We start from the raw sequence: 18,440 nt of genomic DNA, 5'->3' as shown, positions 1-18,440 counted from the left end.
AGACAGCTCCACTTCACAACCGGAGGCCTTCACCTGTCAGCACGACAGGCCGTCACCGCCCAACCCGGAACAACGTCCCTGGACATCACACCTAGGTCCCCGCCGTCCGGACACCGGCAAGTGGAAGAGCCCACGCGTGATCGGGCTCGGCCACCAGACCAGGTCTGCTTCGGAGACGGCGAGCCGTGCGCCCGGGAGACGTCGGAGCAGGGTCTCGAAGGCGACGTCGGCCTGCAGCCGGGCCAGGGCCGCGCCGATGCACAGATGCGGTCCGGCGCCGAACGCGATGTGCCGACGCTCGGCTGCCCGCTGTCCCGGCCGGAAGGCGTCCGGTTCTTCGAAGACCGCGGGATCCCGGTCGGCGGCCAGCACCGACACGAGGATCGGGTCACCCGGCCGCATGAGCCGGCCGCCGATCTCGACGTCTTCGGTGGGGAATCGCCAGGTCGCGTTCTGCAGCGGCGCATGCAGCCGCAGCGTCTCCTCGATGACGGCGGCGCGGTGAGCGCGGTCGGTTCTCGCTTTTGCTGCTTCGCCGGGATGGGTCAGCAGCGCGAGCGCGCCGGTCGCGATCAGCCCGACGGTCGTCTCGTGGCCGCCGATCAGGATCAGGAAGGCCGTCGACGTCACCTCGTCCGCGGAGAGCGTGCCCACGGCCTCCTGTGCGACGAGGTCGCTGATCAGGTCGTAGCCCCGCACCGCGCGCTTGGCCTCGACGACCTCCGTGACCAGCCGTTCCAGCACGTCGGTGGCTTCACGGACCTTCGAGCCATCGGTGTCGTCGGCGGAGTCGATGACGAGCGACCACTCGTGCACGTCTTCGCGGTACCGCTCGGGCACGCCGAGCAGGTCACAGATGATCGCGATCGGGAGCGGATAGGCGAGATCGGTGACGAGATCGCCGTGCCCGCGTGCTTCGACGGCGTCGATCAGCTCGTCGGTCACCTGCTGGGCGCGCTCGCGCAGGTTCTGCATCCGGCGTGGGCCGAAAGCGCCGGCGCAGGCGCGCCGCAACCGGGTGTGCTCGGGCGGATCGGCGTTGATCATGTGCGACGCGAGCGACGGGCGGTGGTCGAGCGGCAGGCCCATGCCCGAGCACTGCCACTCTTCGTTGCCGGCGAAGGGGCTCTTGACCAGGGCGGGGTGGTTGAGCGCCGTCACGGCGTCGTCGTACCGCGTGATCAGCCAGGCCCAGGTGCCGGTCGGGAAGCCGAGCCGGTGCGGCGGTCGTTCGCGCAGCCAGGCGTAGGCGGGTGAGGGGTCGCGATCGAAGTCCGGACCGAATAGCGCGGGCTCTCCCATGCGTTCACCCTGCCCGCCGGACTTTCTTCGAGACAAGTGTCCAGGCGCGCCTTCGCCCGTTCGTCCTTACAGTGAGAACCGGCGATCCGCGCCGGTCAGGACCTGTGAGGAGCACCTCATGCCCCAGTACGCCGCGATCATCTACGCCTCCGACGTCGACCCGACCGCGCCCGAGGCCACGGACATGATGAAGGACTACGACGAGTTCGGCGCGGGGGCGCGGGCGGTGATCCGCGGCGGCGCGGCGCTGTACCCGACGGCGACCGCGACGACGGTCCGCGTCACCGGCGGCAAGGGCGGCGACATCGTCACCACCGACGGCCCGTACGCGGAGACGAAGGAAGCCCTCACCGGCTTCTACCTCCTCGAGTGCGCCGACCTCGACGAAGCCGTCAAGGTAGCGGCGCGGATCCCGGGTGCGTGGGACGGCGCCATCGAGGTCCGGCCGGTCGTCGACTTCGGCAAGTGACGCACGCCGGGGACGCGGTCGCGCGGCTGGTCCGGGACGAGGGCACCCGGGTACTGGCCACGCTGGTCCGCGTCACCGGCAGCGTCGACCTGGCCGAAGACGCGGTCCAGGACGCCGTCGTGCGCGCACTGGAGACGTGGCCGCGCGACGGCGTCCCCGGCAACCCCCGCGGCTGGCTGCTGGTCGCGGCCCGCCACCGCGCGGTGGACGTGGTCCGGCGCGAGGCGAAGCGGCTCGGAAAGGAGGCCGTCGCGATGCCCGCGGTCGACCCGTATCCGGACCCGGTCTCGGTCCGCGACGACCTGCTGCGGCTGGTCTTCACGTGTTGTCATCCGGCGTTGTCCCTGGATGCCCAGGTGGCTTTGGCGCTTCGGACATTGGGCGGTTTGTCGACCGCGGAGGTCGCCCGCGGCCTGCTGGTGCCCGAAGCCACGATGGCGAAGCGGCTGACGCGCGCGAAGCAGAAGATCGCCACGGCTCGCATCCCGTACCGGGTGCCGTCGGCGGAGGAGCTGCCGTCGCGCCTGGCCGGCGTGGCGTCGACGGTGTACCTGATCTTCAACGAGGGGTACACGGGCCGCGTCTCGTTGCTCGCGGAGGCCGTCCGTCTGGCGCGCTTGCTGGCTTCCCTGATGCCGGACGAGCCGACGGCGCTGGGACTGCTGGCTCTGGTGTTGCTGCAGGACGCCCGCCGCGCTGCCCGGTTCGACGCGTCCGGCGCGCCGGTGTTGCTCTCTTCGCAGGACCGTTCGCGGTGGGACGCGTCGCTGATCAAGGAAGGCGTGGAGCTGGTCGGCCGAGGTCTGCGCCGGACACCGTCGACGCCGAACGCGTACGTGGTCCAGGCGGCGATAGCGGCCTGCCACGATTTGGCACCGACGTACGAGGAGACGAACTGGGACGCGGTGATCTCCTGGTACGACGTGCTGTTGACGGTCCAGGACACGGCCGTGGTGCGCCTGAACCGCGCGGCGGCGGTGGCCGAACGGGACGGCCCGGCGGCGGCTTTGGCGCTGGTGGACGGATTACCGGGGTTGACGGGATACCCGTGGTGGCACGCGTCGAGGGCGGAGTTGTTGCACCGCTTGGGTTCCCCGTCGGCCACCGAGGCGCTGGACCGCGCCGTGGAAACCGGTTTGCCCACCGCGCACGCCGATCATTTGCGAGCCAGAATAGAAAGCGAAAACCCCGGACAGAATGCCCGGGGTTTCACGGAGAGCGGATGACGGGAATCGAACCCGCGTATTCAGCTTGGGAAGCTGATGTTCTACCATTGAACTACATCCGCAGTACGTCGCCAGCATACACGGCAACGTGATCCCCTTGTCCAGGACCCTCCCTCCTTGACTCCCGCGCGTCAAGTGACAACACTTGTTGTCGACTCCGGAGGTGGGTGCCATGGACGAGCCCGAGCTGTTCCGGCAAGGCGGGTTCCGGCTGGCGCAGCGGCTGTTCATCGACGGTGACATCCGGGGTGACGAGCGGCAGGTCGCGCGCCTGCGGGAGTTCGCCCAGGTCCAGGACCGGCTCGCGGACGACGTCGTCGCCTGGATGGCGCAGCAGCCGAAGGGGCACGGCCGCCGACTCTTCGAGGACGCGCTGAAGAACGGCGTCGACGTGCCCGGGCCGCTCAAGGACTTCTTCGACCAGGTCGACGCCAAGCCCTACTGGGTCGACGACGAGCGGCTCGAGCGGGGCGCGAAAGCCATCACCCGCGCCGGTCTGCTGGGCCTCTTCCCGCTCGGGGACATGTCGCTGATGGGCGGCTACCTCGCCTCGCGCGCCACGAAATCGCTGGTCGGAACCGGGGAGATCGAGTACAAGGCCACGAGACGGCTCGTCGAGACGGCCGCCTGGTGGATCGACGTCACCACCCCCGGTGCCCTCGAGCACGGGGAACAGGGCTACGCCTCCGCGCTCCGGATCCGGGTCGTGCACGCCCACGTGCGCGCCGCCATGAACCGGCGGGACGACTGGGACTACGAGGCCTGGGACCGGCCCGTCAACCAGGTGCAGACCGCCGGGACGCTCCTGCTCTTCTCGCTCGTCTACGTCTTCGGCACGCAGTTGCTCGGCCTCCGCTACTCCGCCCGCGAACGCGGCGACATCCTGCACCTCTGGCGCTACATCGGCTGGCTCATGGGCGTCGACGACGAGCTGCTGCCCACCGGCGAAGAGGACGCCTGGCGCCTGCTGTGGCTGCTCGCGGCGACCGAGTTCATCCCCGACGACGACTCGAAGCGCCTCGCCAAGTCGCTGATCGAGGCCAACGCCGCCGTCGGCGAGGGGCGCGGGGCCGTCGGAAAGGTGCTTTCGCACGTCTCCGTCGCCGTGCACTCGTCGATCAGCCGGCTCGTGCTGGGCAAGACCAACGCCGACTTCCTCGGCTTGCCGAACGACCCGGTCGCGCAGGCCGCGATCATCGCCGTGGCCGGGGTCAACTTCGCCGCCGAGACCGTGCGGCGGTTCATTCCCGGCGCCACCGCACTGCAGGAACGGATCGGCGAGGCCGGGCGCCGCGGCTACGTGAAGCGGCTCGAGAAGATTTTCGCGCCCGATACGACGTACGCGCAGCACATGCGGGCGGCCTGACCCGACCGGATAGGCTTCGGCCGTGCTGCTCAGTGACCGTGACCTCCGCAAAGAGCTCGACGCCGGCCGGCTCGGCATCGACCCCTTCGATGCCGGCATGGTCCAGCCGTCCAGCATCGACGTCCGGCTCGACCGGTTCTTCCGCGTCTTCGACAACAGCAAGTACACGCACATCGATCCGCAGCTGCAGCAGGACGAGCTGACCTCGCTGGTCGAGAAGGAGGGTGACGAGCCCTTCGTGCTGCACCCCGGCGAGTTCGTGCTCGGTTCGACGTTCGAGCTCGTCGCCCTGGCCGACGACCTGGCCGGCCGGCTCGAGGGCAAGTCGTCGCTGGGGCGCCTGGGGCTGCTCACGCACTCGACCGCCGGGTTCATCGATCCCGGCTTCTCCGGGCACATCACCCTGGAGCTGTCGAACGTCGCCAACCTGCCGATCACGCTCTGGCCCGGTATGAAGATCGGCCAGCTGTGCATCTTCCGCCTGTCGAGCGCGGCCGAGCACCCGTACGGCTCCAGCGAAGCCGGGTCCCGCTACCAGGGCCAGCGCGGCCCGACCCCGAGCCGGGCGTACAAGAACTTCCACCGCGTCGACACCTGGCGGTAGTACCTCGGGCGCTAAGCCGCGACCTTCTCGTCCCAGTCGATGTGGTGGTTCCACATGAAGGCGTTCGGGTCCTCGTCGGACGGCTTCGAGAACGCCCGCTTGATGAAGAAGTCACGGACGACGCGTCCGACCGGGCCGATGACTTTGGTGTCCCCGTTGCGCTTGCCGGCCGCGACGACGGCTTCGACGCGCTCGCGACGCAGACCCTCGTACGCGACGAGCGCTCGGGAGATGCCGGGCACGTCGCGAAGGCATTTGCCCAGTGTGACGGCGTCCTCGATGGCCATCGAGGCGCCCTGGCCCGCCGCCGGTGACGTCGCGTGCGCCGCGTCGCCGATGATCACCATGCGGCCGCGGTGCCAGACCGGGACCGTCGGGAAGTCGTACGTCGGCCAGGCCGGGTAGATCTCCCGTGTCGCGCGGATGATTTCGGTGGCCGGCGTCCGGTCGCGGGCCACCAGGTGCAGGAGCTCGGCGCGCAGCTTCTCCCCGGCGAGCGTGGCCAGCTCGGCCGCGGTCGGCTCGGTCTTGCGGGCCGGGTTCGCGAACCACCAGACGCGGCCGTCCGGGCTGACGACGTGGCAGAAGAACACGCGCTTGCCGAACGCCATGTTCAGCACGCCCGGCTCGTCGGGCAGGTCCAGTCCTTCGGCGAACCCGCCGGTGTTCAGCAGCGGGACGTACCGCGGTGACGGCGCGTCCGGGTCGATGATCGTGCGGACCCGGGAGCGGAGGCCGTCGGCGCCGATCAGGAGGTCGCCCTCCGCGTGCGAGCCGTCCGAGAAATCCGCTCTGACGTGGGTGTCCGTTTGGCTCGCGCCGATCAGGCGCTTGCCGTACTCGACGTGGATGCCGCGCCGCGCGGCCTCGTCGCGCAACGCGACGTACAGGTCGGAGCGCAGCACGGTCTGGCTCACCGTGCCGTCCGGGAGGGTGTCGCCCAGGGGGAATTCGGCGAGCCGGGTGCCGTTGCCGAGCCCGATCGACATCCGCGGCGAGTCGAAGCCGGCGCTCCGGACCACGTCCTTCAGGCCCAGCGGCAGCAGGGCGTCCAGGCCGTTGACCGCCAGCGTCAGGAACGCGCCGACGCCTTCGGCGCTGCGGTCGTACGCCTCGAACAGCAGCGGCTCGTGCCCGGCTTCGTGCAGGGCGATGGCCGTGATCGTGCCCGCGACGCCGCCCCCGATGATCAATGCCCGTGTCATGTCGTTCGACCCCTCGAATGTCTTAGAAAGTAATTCGTTCTGTCGAACTAAAGAGTGGGCTAGGCTGGTCGCCGTGTCAAGCGAGCGAACGAAACTCGTCGAGGAAGTCCTGCTCAGGTCGCGGGAGCTGTCGACGGAGACGGTCATGTTCCACACCGCGATCTCGGAGACGCGGGGGCTGTCGGCGGTGGAGAGCAAGGTCCTGGACTACCTCGCGCGGTTCGGGCCGCAGACGCCGAAGGACCTCGCGCGGCTCTCCGGGCTCGCGCCCGCGTCGGTGACGGCGATGATCGACCGGCTGGAGCGCAAGGGCATCGTCAACCGCGAGCGGCACCCGGACGACCGGCGCAAGATCCTCATCGCGCTGGACCTGCAGGCCGTCGCGAGCGGCGTGCACCTGTGGGACCACCTGGTCAAGGGCATGCACGAGCTCTGCGACCGCTACACCGACGACGAGCTCCGGACGGTCATCGGGTTCGTCGAGGCCGCGACCGCGCTCACCCACGAATCGACCGTGAAGCTGACCGGTTCCACGGACAAGTGAGGTCGGCGACGATTTCTTTCAGGGCTGAATGGAGTAACGCGGAAGCGTCCGATTGCCGCGGAATGCGGACCCGCTCACCGACAAGGTGCCCCGAATAAATGTGACCGGTGCGTGCGCAGGGTTCTCGCTGTAATCGTCCCGTGATACGTTCCTGCGCCGTGTCCCCCATTGGTGAACGTGCTCGCGTGGTGATGGTGTCACTCAGTGTGCTGCTCGGCGTTTTCTCCGCCGCTGCGGGCACCTGGATGGCCACCGCCGAAGGAAACACCGCTGAGTTCGGCGCCGCGGCGCTGGTCCTGCCCAACGCGCCCGCCGGAGCCGGCGGTGGCAGCGGAACCGACCTCGCCGGCGGTCAGGTCCAGACCACCGCCTCCGGTCAGCCTGCCGCGCCCTCGAGCTCGGCCCCCGCTCCGACGACGTCCAGTGAGGCGCCCGCGCCGACTGAGACGTCATCGCCGCAACCGACGACGTCCGAAGCTCCGCCGCCGAGCACCAAGGCCGCGGCCCGGGTCGCGCCTTCGACCACGGCCCAGGTCATCGCGTTGGTGAACGACGAGCGGGCGAAGGCCGGCTGCGACCCGCTGACCGAGGAATCGCACGTGACGAAGGCCGCGCAGGATTACAGCGACCAAATGTCGGCCGGGAACTTCTTCTCCCACACCAGCCCCGACGGCACGACGTTCGACCAGCGGATCAAGATTGCCGGTTATCCGAAGCCGGGCGCGGAAAACATCGCGAAGGGGCAGACCTCCGCGGCGCAGGTCATGGATTCCTGGATGAAGTCGGAAGGCCACCGCGCGAACATCCTGAACTGCTCGCTCAAGAAGATCGGCGTCGGCGTCACCACTGCGGGCTGGTACTGGGTCCAGGATTTCGGGTACTGAGGCTATTGGGTCACTGGCTCTTGCTCCACCGCTCGGCGATGTCGCCGTAGCGCGCCAGCACCGTTGCCCGCAGTTCCGGGTCCGACCGCGGCACCGGCTCGATGAACACCTCGGTGACGTCGTTGAACGCCTCCGTCAGCTCGGAGGCGAGCCGGACGCACGCGCGTTCGAGATCCGCCGCGCCGAGCGAGTCGTCGAAGTCGACGCGGGTGCACACCAGCACCTGGTCGGTGCCCATCAGCATCGTCTGCAGGTCCACGACGGCCTCGATCTCCGCCGCGGCGGTCAGGTGGTCGCGGATGCCGCGGACCAGCCTCGGGTCGGCCTGGCGCCCGACGAGGAGACCGCGGTTGGTGCGGCCGAGCAGGTAGGCGACGCAGGCGAGCAGCAGGCCGATGGCGATCGACGCGATGCCGTCCCAGCTCTCGGAGCCGGTGAGCTGGTGCAGCCCGATGCCGCCGAACGCGAGCAGCAGGCCGACCAGCGCGGCCGAGTCCTCGAACAGCACCGTCTTCGGCGCCGGGTCGTCGATCAGCCGCAGGTAAGTCCACATCGACTGGTTCTCGGCCTTGGACTCCCGGACGACCTGGCGGACGGCCTGCAGCCACGACGTGCTTTCGAGCAGGAACGCCACCGCCAGGACGATGTAGCTGAGCAACGACGTGCTTTGCGCCTCGCCGTGCCCGAACAGGGTCGACACGCCTTCGTAGAGCGCGAACATCGCGCCCGAGGCGAAGATCGAGACGGCCGCGAGCAGCGACCAGAAGTAGCGCTCCTTGCCGTAGCCGAAGGGGTGCACGCGGTCGGCCGGCCGTGCCGAGCGCTTCAGCGCGGTCAGCAGCAGGACCTCGGTGATCGTGTCGGCCACCGAGTGCGCCGCTTCGGACAGCATCGCGCCGGAGCCGGTGATGATGCCCGCGATCAGCTTCATCACGGCGATCGCCAGGTTCACCCCGCCGGCGAGCAGGACGGTCAGGGTGCTTTCGCCACCGGATTTCCCGGATTCCTCGCTCACCCTGGTGAGCGTAATGGTCAGAGACGCCGCAGGCCGTGCAGAACGCGTTCCATGAGCGCGATCGCGGGACGGCCGTCGGCGCCGGCCCGGCTGTCGTGGATGGTCACCAGGCCCTGCTCGGCCATGTCGTCCAGCAGCACGCGGACGACGCCGAGCGGCACGCTCAACGTGGCCGCGACCTCGGCGACCGAGCGCGGCTGGTGGCAGAGCGAGCGCACCGAGCGGAATTCACCGGTCAGCCGGGCGCCGTTCCAGTGCGCGCCGGCCCGGGTGGAGACGAGCGCTTCGATCGCGAGGTGCCGCCGCGACTGCGTCCGGCCGCGCGTGAGGACGTACGGGCGCACGAGGGTGCGCTGGGTGGGTACGTGGTCCGGGACGCCGGGCTCCGCGGCGAGCTGATCCTCGGCGTAGTCCGGAACAGTGCGGAGAGCGTGCCGCCCGGTCGTGGTGCTCCGCCGGTCCTCGCGCATCCGTGCCGCCCCCTGTTTCCGTGATCGTCAAAGGTGCCCTCGCTGGCAACGGCGGCGGCGAGGAAAGGCCAGGATACGCCGCTTGTCCAGAGTTCAGGTGGCCGTTTGTCCTTGGCCTGATGGGCCATTTCGGTGATTATCATGAACATCTTTCGGGAAAACGATTACCACCACGAAATGCCAGCGTGTGGGCGGTCTGGCGAGGGGATCTGCACCGGTGACGTCTCGTAGTGAACCGGCTACGTGAATGTAAATTACCTGCGGAGCGGATCACGAAAACGGCCTCGGTCAGGAAGTCCTGACCGAGGCCGTACGTTTTCGGGAAAGGTGTCACTCCTCCGTGAGCGACGGCGCCCCGAGCGCAATCGGCTTCGGTTCCGGCTTGCGCTTGACCGCTTCCAGCAGCATCTGCGCGACGTCGACGATCTCGACCTTCTCGTTCGCGCTGCCGTCGCTCTGCCGCGCGGTGAGGCCGTCGTTCAGCATCACCTTGCAGAACGGGCACCCGGTGGCGATCTTCGACGGCGCGGTCCCGAGCGCCTCGTCGACGCGCTCGACGTTGATCCGCTTGCCGATCTTCTCTTCCATCCACATCCGCGCGCCGCCCGCGCCGCAGCACATCGACTTGTCGCCGTGCCGCGGCATCTCCCGCAGCCGCGCACCGGTCGCGCCGACCAGCTCGCGCGGCGCTTCGTACACCTTGTTGTGGCGGCCGAGGTAGCACGGGTCGTGGTAGGTGACGTCCTCGGCGACCGGCGCCACCGGCACCAGCTGCTTCTCCCGCACCAGGCGGTTCAGCAGCTGCGTGTGGTGCACGACGTCGAACTGGCCGCCCAGCTCCGGGTATTCGTTGGCGAGGGTGTTGAAGCAGTGCGCGCAGGTCACGACGACCTTGCGGGCCTTCCGCTCGCGGCCCTCGAACACCGAGTTCAGCACCTCGACGTTCTGCTGGGCCAGCATCTGGAACAGGAACTCGTTGCCCGCACGGCGCGCCGGGTCACCGGTGCAGGTCTCCTCCGAGCCGAGCACGGTGTACTTGACGTCCGCCATGTGCAGCAGCTCGGCGACGGCGCGAGTGGTCTTCTTCGCGCGGTCCTCGAACGCGCCGGCACAGCCGACCCAGAACAGGTACTCGGCGTCGCCGAGGTCGCCGTCGAACACCGGCACCTCGAAGTCGAGGTCCTCGGTCCAGGCCAGCCGGTCCTTGGCGTTCTGGCCCCACGGGTTGCCCTTGTTCTCCAGGTTCTTGAACATGCCGTTCAGCTCGCTGGGGAACGACGATTCGATCATCACCTGGTAGCGGCGCATGTCGACGATGTGGTCGACGTGCTCGATGTCGACCGGGCACTGCTCGACGCAGGCGCCGCAGCTGGTGCAGGACCACAGGACGTCGGGGTCGATGACGCCGCCGTCACTGCCGATCAGCGCCTTCTGCGACTCGGCGATCGCGAGGACGTCGATCCCGGCGTACATGTTGTCGCCGGAGAGGCCCACCTCGTCGCCCGCCATGTCCCGCTTGCCGCCGGCCATCAGGTACGGCGCCTTGGCGTAGGCGTGGTCACGCAACTGCGTGATGACCAGCTTCGGCGACAGCGGCTTGCCGGTGTTCCACGCGGGGCACTGCTCCTGGCAGCGGCCGCATTCGGTGCACGTGGAGAAGTCCAGCCAGCCCTTCCAGCTGAAGTCTTCGATCTTGCCGACGCCGAAGGTGTCCTCGTCGGGGTCGGCTTCCTCGAGGTCGAGGACCTTGCCGCCGCTCATCATCGGCTTGAGCGCGCCGAGGGCGACGCCGCCGTCGTCCTCGCGCTTGAAGTAGATGTTGAAGAACGCGCTGAACCGGTGCCACGCGATGCCCATGGTCATGGTGCGGGCGACGACGATCAGCCAGACCGTGGCGCTCATCAGCTTGACGAACGCGAAGATCGTCACCAGGTTCGGGCTGGCCGGCAGCAGCTGGCCGATCGGGTTGGAGACGAAGGACGCCCACAGCGGCCCTTCGTGCGTGTTCAGCGCGGACTTCGCGGCGCGGACGCCGATGATGCCGATGCCTTCGATCAGGACGACGGCCTCGACGAAGTACGCCCACTTGAAGTTGGAGCCGGCGAAGCGCGACTGGCGGTCGGCGCGGCGCGGGTGGTTGCGCTGCCGGATCGCCATCAGCACCAGGACACCGACGATCGTGCCGAGCCCGAGCAGCTCCATGAGCAGCTGGAACGGCGGGAAGTCGTCGAGGACCGGCCAGCCCCACGTCGGCACGAAGACCTCGCCGTAGGCCTCGAACAGCGCGAGCGAGCCGAGCAGGAAGCCCCACATCACCAGCCAGTGCGCGGGCCCGACGCTGCACTTGCGGTTCATCCGCGTGTGCCCGGCGAACTCCTTGATCAGCGTCTTCATGCGCGGCCAGAACGGGCCGTTGCGCGTCGAGTCGGGCTGCCCGAGACGGATGACGCGCACGAAACGCGCGATCGTCGCGGCGAACATGCCCCAGGCGACGAGGCCGAGCACGACGGAGATCCCGCCGAGCGTCAGTTGCAGAGCGCCCATCGTTCGGGTGCCTTTCGTCCGGATCGAACTGTGGTGGTGCCGGGAGACTAACCGTCCTTACTGATGAGTAACCTGTTGAGTGGCCCTAAGTCCCTCCGATGTGGTGTACATCGCTCTTTGTTTTGGGACGATCGTTCAGGTAGTTTTCACCCCATGGTGAAGCTGCAAGTGGACGGCCGGAAGGCGCGGGGACAGAAGCGGCGCACCGAGCTCATCGCGGCCACGCTGCGGATCATCGAGCGCGACGGCGTCGCGGGCGTCACCCACCGGACGGTCGCGGCCGAGGCCGGCGTGCCGACGACGTCCACGACCTACCACTTCTCGTCGCTGGACGACCTGCTGGTCGCGACGCTCATCTCGTGCGCCCGCGACATGGCGACCGAGGTCTACTGGATGATCGACCGGGCCCGCGCCCGCGGCTCACGCGGGGCCGAGGAGGTCGCGGGACTGCTCGCCGAGGCCCTGGGCCCGCGGCGCGGGCGCACGATGGCGGAGTACGAGCTGTACCTGCTGGCGGCGCGGAAGCCGGAGCTGCGCCCGGCCGCGCGGCGCTGGCTGGACGTGCTGACGTCGATGGTCCGCCACGACGACGAAGTGGCGTTCCGGGTGTTCCTCGCGGGCATCGACGGGCTGCTGATCCAGGGCCTGATCGACGACGAGGCGCCGTCGGCGGAGGAGCTGCGCCCGGTGGTGGACTACTTGCTGAAACCGCGTTGACGCTGGTCCTAGTTTCGGATCATGCGGACTTTTGGCGGCTACGAACTCGACGACGACCGGACGCGGCTGGACCTCGACGTGGTGTGGAAGTTCCTCTCCACCGAGGCCTACTGGGGCCGCTGGCGCACGCGCGAGCAGGTCGAGGCCGCGATCGACGGTTCGTGGCGGGTCATCGGCGCCTACCGGGGCGGTGAGCAGGTCGGCTTCGCGCGGGCGTTCTCGGACGGCGTTTCGTCCGCGTACCTGGCCGACGTCTTCGTCGTCGGCTCCGCGCGCGGCAGCGGTCTCGGCAAGGAGATCGTGCGGGAGATGGTCGACAACGGCCCGGGCGCCGGCTTCCGCTGGATGCTCCACACCGTCGACGCGCACGGGCTGTACCGGCAGTTCGGGTTCGCCGAGCACACCAAGGGCCACTACCTGGAGCGTGAGGGCCCCAACGCGGTGTACGTGCGCTGAAGGAAGGCGTCCCACGCCGGGGTCCGGCGAGTACGGGCCCGGCTCCGTTGCCTGTCCGCAACGGCGCCGGGCCTGGCCGGAAGAACTCAGCCCTTGTTCTCGTACACCGGCGTGATCACGGCGCGGGCCAGGGTGTGGCCGAACATGTTGAAGCCGAGGAACGCCGGCGTCGCGTCCTCCGGCACCTCCAGCTGGTCGACGTCCAGTGCGTGCACCGCGAAGTAGTAGCGGTGCGGGCCGTGCCCGGGCGGCGGCGCGGCGCCGAGGAACTGCTTGACCCCGCCGTCACCCTTCAGCGTCACCGCGCCTTCGGGGAGGCCGGAGCCGTCTCCCGCGCCGGAAGCCAGCTCCGTCACCGAAGCCGGGATGTTGAACACCGCCCAGTGCCAGAACCCGCTGCCCGTCGGAGCGTCCGGGTCGTAGCAGGTGACCGCGAAGCTCTTCGTCTCCGCCGGGAAGCCCTCCCACGCCAGGTGCGGCGAACGGTCCTCGCCGCCGGCGCCGAAGATGCCGGACAAATGGGGCGTGGCCAGGGTTTCGCCGTCGGCGACGTCGTTGCTGCGGAGGGTGAACGACGGCACGTCGGGCAGGGATTCGTACGGACCGGGTGCTTGCGGCATGGATCCTCCTGATCACGGAACTGGAGACTTGCGCCAGGTTAGGCCCCGAGCACCTCCCCGGCTTCTCAGGGAGGGATCTCAGGGTCTTTCGGGGGGTTACCCCCATGTACCGCCCGTTCACCCCGTCATAACGTTTCTCACGCAGAGGAAACAACACTGAGGGGATCAACGAGCATGGCGCGCCCGCTTCTGGCTCTGGGTGGCATCGTCCTGATCGGCGTCGGCCTGGCGACCGCGCTCGGGTGGGGCTGGGGTTCGGACTTCGAGCACACCGGCACCGTTTCGGAGACCATCCGCAGCGTGAAGCTGGCGGGCGACTCGGGTTCGGTGAAGATCCGCACCGGCTCGGGGCCGTCGACGGTACACGAAGAAGTCAGCTACCACTGGCGGAGCAAGCCGGACGGGCCCTTCTACCGCGTCGACGGCGACCAGCTGGTGCTCGCCTCGTGCGGCACGAACTGTTCGGTCGACTTCGAGGTCGTCGTGCCCGAAGGGGTGCCCGTCACGGGGAAGGTCGACTCCGGCGCACTGGACATCGCCGGAGTGTCGAGTGTGGACGTCCAGTCCGACTCCGGGGAAGCCCGCGTCGAAGACGTTCCCGGCGCGGTGAAGCTGCGGCTGGACAGCGGTTCGATCGATCTGCGGAACGTCGGTGCGGTCCAGCTGCAGAGCGACTCCGGCAGCATCACCGGCAACGACGTGCGCGGGCCGGTCGACGTGACGGCCTCCAGCGGCAGCGTCGAGTTCACGCTGACCCAGGCGAACGACGTGAAGGTGCACGCCGACAGCGGCAGCATCGAGCTGACCGTGCCGGGTGGGCCGTACCGCGTGGAGGGCGGCAGCGACAGCGGCCACCGCGAGATCGACGTCCAGACCGAGGGGTCGGCCCGGCACGTGCTGGACCTGAACACCGAAAGCGGCAGCGTCACGGTCCGCGCGGCCTGACCTTTCTCTTACTACGGGGGAATTTCCGATGGGCAGGATCGAACGGCGCGTGCTGGTTGCCGCGCTGCTGGGGGCGGTCGCGATGTTCGGTGCCGTGGGCTTCGCGCGGGGCGAGCCGGCGGAAACCCCGGCGCAGGGGGTGCCGGTCACCGCGGATTCCCACTATCGAGTGACTTCATGGGTCGGCGTTCCGGCTGAAGTCGTTGTACGGCAAGGAAACCCGGATTTCTTCTTCTCCTCCTGGACCGTCCGCCGCTCCTGAGTTGTCGGTGGTCGCTGTTAGGAAGGAAGCACGCCGAAGGCCGGCGTGCAGGGGGAGGCAACACATCATGGACGTGCGCCGGGTCGTCGCGCTTGTCGCGGCGGTCTTGATCATGGCGGCGGTACCGGCCGTCGCCGAAGCGTCGGCTTTGTCGTGGCGCCCGTGCGCCACGCAGCAGGAGCCGTCGGCGGAGTGCACGACGGTCGACGTGCCGATCGACCGCGCGCGGCCACTGCGCCAGGCGATCGTCGAGGAAGCCGCGGCCACCGAGGACGCGCTGGTCCGGTTCGCGGACTGGTGCCGCCGCTCGGCCGGCTGCGCCCTGCACGGCCAGGACGTTCTCCGCTTCTACGACGACGTGGTGGCCAGGGCGGCCCGGGGCGCGATCTGGTCGAGCGACCTGGGCCGCAAGGCGACGGCCGACGAGGTCTCGGCGGGCGTCTACAACCACCTCTACATCCGGGACGAGTGGCCGGCGCTGGGGACGGCGCTGGCCGCCGCCGGTGGGGAGTTCCCGGACGCCAAGGGGCTGACCGAACGGAACCAGTTCCGGTCCCCGATCTACGGGGCCTACCGGGCGATCGGCTGCCACGACTTCCCGTCGCCGTTCACCGGACCGGCGGACATGGGCTTGCTGGCCGGGCTGGTCCGCGCGGTGGCGCCGCACAGCTGGCGGTATTCGGAGTACTGGGACTTCACCAGCGGGTGCACCGGCTGGCCCGTCCCGGCGAAGAACCCACCCCAGCCCCACCCCGTGCACGGCGCCCCGCCGATCCTCGTCGTGGGCGGCGCGCACGACCCGGCGACGCCGCTGGCCTGGGCCCGCAGCCTGGCCACGAGCATCGACGGCGCGGCCCTGCTCACCCGCACCGACGACGGCCACACCGGGCCGTTCAACTCCGCCTGCGCGCGGGCGGCCGAGGTGGCGTACCTGGTCAGCGGTGTGCCTCCGGCCCGCGGGGCGGTCTGTCGGTGAACCGGCCACGTCGGGGCCCGGATCGACCGTGAGCGGCGTCACAGAGGATCGGGACCCGGTCAGCCACCCGCCCCGGGAACAAGAACCCGAACCGGGTCGTTAGGCTGGATGCAAAGGTTGAGCGCAGCCGACTCAAGTCTGGCTTGACGAGGGCGCGAAGGCCGGATAGAACTTGCCAGGGCCCCGCTCAATGTGGGGACGAATGTGCAGGTCACGAACCATAGCAGCGAGCTGCTGACACAGGAGGAAAGCACCATGGCGCGAGCGGTCGGCATCGACCTCGGCACGACCAACTCGGTCGTCGCCGTCCTAGAGGGCGGCGAGCCGACGGTCATCGCCAACTCGGAAGGCTCCCGGACCACCCCCTCGATCGTCGCCTTCGCCAAGAACGGTGAAGTGCTGACCGGTCAGCCGGCGAAGAACCAGGCCGTGACGAACGTCGACCGGACGATCCGGTCCGTGAAGCGGCACATCGGCACCGACTGGAAGACCGAGATCGACGGGAAGAACTACACCTCCCAGGAGATCAGCGCGCGCGTGCTGATGAAGCTGAAGCGCGACGCCGAGGCGTACCTGGGCGAGACGATCACCGACGCGGTCATCACCGTTCCCGCGTACTTCGAGGACGCGCAGCGGCAGGCCACGAAGGAGGCCGGGCAGATCGCCGGCCTGAACGTGCTCCGCATCGTCAACGAGCCGACCGCCGCCGCGCTGGCGTACGGCCTGGACAAGGGCGAGAAGGAGCAGACCATCCTGGTCTTCGACCTCGGTGGTGGCACCTTCGACGTCTCGCTGCTGGAGATCGGCGAGGGCGTCGTCGAGGTCCGCGCGACCTCCGGTGACAACCACCTCGGTGGGGACGACTGGGACGAGCGCATCGTCAAGTGGCTGGTCGACAAGTTCAAGGCCACGAACGGCATCGACCTGACCAAGGACAAGATGGCGCTGCAGCGCATCCGCGAGGCGGCGGAGAAGGCGAAGATCGAGCTGTCCAGCTCGAACTCGGCCAGCATCAACCTGCCCTACATCACCGTGGACGCGGACAAGAACCCGCTGTTCCTCGACGAGCAGCTCTCGCGCGCCGAGTTCCAGAAGATCACCGCGGACCTCCTCGAGCGCACCCGCAACCCGTTCAACAACGTCATCCGGGACGCGGGCATCGCCGTCGGCGACATCGACCACGTCGTGCTCGTCGGTGGCTCCACCCGCATGCCGGCCGTGTCGGACCTGGTCAAGGAGCTGACCGGCGGCCGCGAGCCGAACAAGGGCGTGAACCCGGACGAGGTCGTCGCGGTCGGCGCGGCGCTGCAGGCCGGTGTCCTGAAGGGCGAGGTCAAGGACGTCCTGCTGCTGGACGTCACCCCGCTGTCGCTCGGCATCGAGACCAAGGGCGGCGTGTTCACCAAGCTCATCGAGCGCAACACCACGATCCCGACCAAGCGCTCGGAGATCTTCTCCACCGCGGACGACAACCAGCCGTCGGTGCAGATCCAGGTGTTCCAGGGTGAGCGCGAGATCGCCGCGCACAACAAGAAGCTCGGCATGTTCGAGCTGACCGGTCTCCCGCCGGCGCCGCGCGGCGTGCCGCAGATCGAGGTCACCTTCGACATCGACGCCAACGGCATCGTGCACGTGACCGCGAAGGATCTGGGCACGAACAAGGAGCAGTCGATGACGATCACCGGTGGCTCCGCGCTGCCGAAGGACGACATCGAGCGCATGGTCAAGGACGCCGAGGCCCACGCCGAGGAGGACAAGAAGCGCCGCGAGGAGGCGGAAACCCGCAACCAGGCGGAGACGCTGGTCTACCAGACCGAGAAGTTCGTCAAGGACAACGACGACAAGCTGCCCGAGGACCTCAAGGGCAAGGTCAAGTCCGCGATCGACGAGGCCAACGAGGCGCTGAAGGGCACCGACTCGACCAAGATCCGCGAGTCGATCGAGAAGCTGAACGCCGCTTCGCAGGAGCTGGGCACCGCCCTGTACGCCAACGCGAACGCCGACGCGGCGGCCGGTGCGGCCGGTGGCGCGGGTGCGGGTGCGGCCGGGGACGCCGGTGCGGCCGGCGGCCAGGCCAAGGCCGATGACGTGGTGGATGCCGAGATCGTCGAAGAGGACGAGAAGAAGTGACCCACAGCTACGACGAATCCGAGAACCAGGGCCGAGGCCCCGAGGAGCCGGTGGTCGTACGGGACCGGCGTCGGGTGGACCCCCAGACCGGGCAGGTCCGCCCGCCCGGTCCGGCCCACGCCGCGCCGGAGCCGGAGGAGGCGCCGGTGGAGCACGCGGGCCCCTCGCTCGGCGACACCATCATGGACGACTCGGTGTCGGTCGTTTCCGACGTGGAGAAAGAGCTGTCCGAGCGCACGGCCGACCTCCAGCGCCTGCAGGCCGAGTACGCCAACTACCGCAAGCGGGTCGAGCGCGACCGCGAGGCGGTCGTCATCGGCGCGAAGGCGACCGTGGTGAACGACCTGCTGCCGCTGCTCGACGACCTCGAGCGGGCCGAGCAGCACGGTGACCTCACCGGGGCGTTCAAGGCGGTCGGCGACAAGCTGATCAGCGGCCTGCAGCGCGCGGGCCTGGAGTCGTTCGGCGCCGAGGGCGAGCCCTTCGACCCGAGCGTGCACGAGGCCGTGCAGCACAACACCTCGCCGGACGTGGCGGGCCCGACGGTCACCGTGGTCATGCGCCGCGGGTACCGCTTCGGAGACCGCGTACTGCGGGCGGCGCTGGTCGGCGTGACCGACCACGAGCCCGGCGCGGACTCGGTGGACCCGTCCGTCGGTGGCGAGCTGCCACTCGGCGGCGGAGTCGATGAACAGCAGCAGTAAG

19 protein-coding genes and 1 tRNA gene are annotated in these 18,440 nt (G+C 69.2%); 13 read left to right on the top strand and 7 right to left on the bottom strand.

The genetic code is table 11. The features are described from left to right. Positions 1–36 precede the first annotated feature (36 nt). Positions 37–1,302: a cytochrome P450 gene (locus AB0M80_RS14220; RefSeq protein ID WP_364563609.1), complete on the bottom strand. Its 1,266-nt coding sequence runs from the start codon at positions 1,300–1,302 to the stop codon at positions 37–39. Between the two features lie 118 nt (positions 1,303–1,420). Between AB0M80_RS14220 and AB0M80_RS14215 the strand changes: the two genes are divergently transcribed. Beyond that, entirely contained in the window at positions 1,421–1,771 is a 351-nt protein-coding gene (locus AB0M80_RS14215; protein WP_364563606.1) for a YciI family protein, read from the top strand. Next, complete coding sequence (locus AB0M80_RS14210; RefSeq protein ID WP_364563604.1) at positions 1,768–2,997, top strand: DUF6596 domain-containing protein; 1,230 nt, start codon at positions 1,768–1,770, stop codon at positions 2,995–2,997. The genes AB0M80_RS14215 and AB0M80_RS14210 overlap by 4 nt, the downstream gene beginning before the upstream one ends. Here the strand turns inward: AB0M80_RS14210 and AB0M80_RS14205 are convergent. After that, positions 2,989–3,059: transfer RNA gene (locus tag AB0M80_RS14205), tRNA-Gly, on the bottom strand. The two genes, AB0M80_RS14210 and AB0M80_RS14205, sit on opposite strands and share 9 nt — an antisense overlap. Positions 3,060–3,169: 110 nt before the next feature. Between AB0M80_RS14205 and AB0M80_RS14200 the strand changes: the two genes are divergently transcribed. Then, entirely contained in the window at positions 3,170–4,363 is a 1,194-nt protein-coding gene (locus tag AB0M80_RS14200) for an oxygenase MpaB family protein (protein ID WP_364563601.1), read from the top strand. A 22-nt stretch (positions 4,364–4,385) separates the two neighbouring features. Next, positions 4,386–4,967: a dCTP deaminase gene (dcd, locus tag AB0M80_RS14195; RefSeq protein ID WP_364563598.1), complete on the top strand. Its 582-nt coding sequence runs from the start codon at positions 4,386–4,388 to the stop codon at positions 4,965–4,967. An 11-nt stretch (positions 4,968–4,978) separates the two neighbouring features. Here the strand turns inward: dcd and AB0M80_RS14190 are convergent, their stop codons facing one another. Continuing rightward, positions 4,979–6,172, bottom strand: a complete 1,194-nt coding sequence (locus AB0M80_RS14190; protein WP_364563596.1) for an FAD-dependent monooxygenase — start codon at positions 6,170–6,172, stop codon at positions 4,979–4,981. A 73-nt stretch (positions 6,173–6,245) separates the two neighbouring features. On the opposite strand from AB0M80_RS14190, the gene AB0M80_RS14185 reads away from it, so the two are divergent. Both AB0M80_RS14185 and AB0M80_RS14180 read left to right on the top strand, forming a co-directional pair. Further along, the gene (locus AB0M80_RS14185) at positions 6,246–6,716 is read left to right on the top strand and encodes a MarR family transcriptional regulator (RefSeq protein ID WP_364563594.1); all 471 of its coding nucleotides are present in this window, start codon (positions 6,246–6,248) and stop codon (positions 6,714–6,716) included. A gap of 185 nt (positions 6,717–6,901) precedes the next feature. Then, positions 6,902–7,600: a CAP domain-containing protein gene (locus tag AB0M80_RS14180; protein ID WP_364563721.1), complete on the top strand. Its 699-nt coding sequence runs from the start codon at positions 6,902–6,904 to the stop codon at positions 7,598–7,600. Between the two features lie 10 nt (positions 7,601–7,610). Here AB0M80_RS14180 and AB0M80_RS14175 read toward each other — a convergent pair whose 3' ends face one another. From AB0M80_RS14175 to AB0M80_RS14165, 3 genes are all read right to left on the bottom strand, one after another. Further along, positions 7,611–8,615, bottom strand: coding sequence for a cation diffusion facilitator family transporter (locus tag AB0M80_RS14175; protein ID WP_364563591.1), 1,005 nt, complete (start codon positions 8,613–8,615; stop codon positions 7,611–7,613). Between the two features lie 17 nt (positions 8,616–8,632). Continuing rightward, positions 8,633–9,085 carry a DUF742 domain-containing protein gene (locus AB0M80_RS14170; RefSeq protein ID WP_364563588.1) on the bottom strand — a complete coding sequence of 151 codons (453 nt, stop codon included), beginning with the start codon at positions 9,083–9,085 and terminating at the stop codon, positions 8,633–8,635. 330 nt (positions 9,086–9,415) lie between these two features. Further along, complete coding sequence (locus AB0M80_RS14165; protein ID WP_364563586.1) at positions 9,416–11,629, bottom strand: (Fe-S)-binding protein; 2,214 nt, start codon at positions 11,627–11,629, stop codon at positions 9,416–9,418. Between the two features lie 156 nt (positions 11,630–11,785). Here AB0M80_RS14165 and AB0M80_RS14160 point away from each other — a divergent pair, with 156 nt between their 5' ends. Together AB0M80_RS14160 and AB0M80_RS14155 are read left to right on the top strand one after the other, a co-directional pair. Then, positions 11,786–12,346, top strand: a complete 561-nt coding sequence (locus AB0M80_RS14160) for a TetR family transcriptional regulator (protein WP_364563718.1) — start codon at positions 11,786–11,788, stop codon at positions 12,344–12,346. A gap of 21 nt (positions 12,347–12,367) precedes the next feature. After that, positions 12,368–12,802, top strand: a complete 435-nt coding sequence (locus tag AB0M80_RS14155) for a GNAT family N-acetyltransferase (RefSeq protein ID WP_364563583.1) — start codon at positions 12,368–12,370, stop codon at positions 12,800–12,802. An 86-nt stretch (positions 12,803–12,888) separates the two neighbouring features. On the opposite strand, the gene AB0M80_RS14150 is transcribed toward AB0M80_RS14155, so the two are convergent. Continuing rightward, entirely contained in the window at positions 12,889–13,422 is a 534-nt protein-coding gene (locus AB0M80_RS14150; protein ID WP_364563581.1) for a YbhB/YbcL family Raf kinase inhibitor-like protein, read from the bottom strand. Between the two features lie 174 nt (positions 13,423–13,596). Between AB0M80_RS14150 and AB0M80_RS14145 the strand changes: the two genes are divergently transcribed. From AB0M80_RS14145 to grpE, 5 genes are all read left to right on the top strand, one after another. Further along, positions 13,597–14,367 carry a DUF4097 family beta strand repeat-containing protein gene (locus AB0M80_RS14145; protein WP_364563578.1) on the top strand — a complete coding sequence of 257 codons (771 nt, stop codon included), beginning with the start codon at positions 13,597–13,599 and terminating at the stop codon, positions 14,365–14,367. A 28-nt stretch (positions 14,368–14,395) separates the two neighbouring features. Next, positions 14,396–14,629 (top strand): hypothetical protein, encoded by a 234-nt coding sequence (locus tag AB0M80_RS14140; RefSeq protein ID WP_364563575.1) that lies wholly within the window; start codon positions 14,396–14,398, stop codon positions 14,627–14,629. Between the two features lie 67 nt (positions 14,630–14,696). Then, on the top strand, positions 14,697–15,605 hold the full coding sequence (locus AB0M80_RS14135; protein WP_364563572.1) for an alpha/beta hydrolase: 909 nt from the start codon (positions 14,697–14,699) through the stop codon (positions 15,603–15,605). A gap of 255 nt (positions 15,606–15,860) precedes the next feature. Next, positions 15,861–17,735, top strand: coding sequence for a molecular chaperone DnaK (gene dnaK / locus AB0M80_RS14130; protein WP_364563569.1), 1,875 nt, complete (start codon positions 15,861–15,863; stop codon positions 17,733–17,735). Beyond that, a complete protein-coding gene (gene grpE, locus AB0M80_RS14125; RefSeq protein WP_364563566.1) occupies positions 17,732–18,439 on the top strand; it encodes a nucleotide exchange factor GrpE in 708 nt (235 codons plus the stop codon). Before dnaK ends, grpE begins: the two co-directional genes overlap by 4 nt. The last annotated feature ends 1 nt before the right edge of the window (position 18,440 follow it).

Origin of the sequence: Amycolatopsis sp. NPDC051045 (assembly GCF_040682955.1) — a bacterium.
Taxonomy (GTDB): Bacteria; Actinomycetota; Actinomycetes; order Mycobacteriales; family Pseudonocardiaceae; genus Amycolatopsis.
Note: the sequence above shows the minus strand (reverse complement) of the source record. Positions and strands in the feature narration are given on the sequence as shown.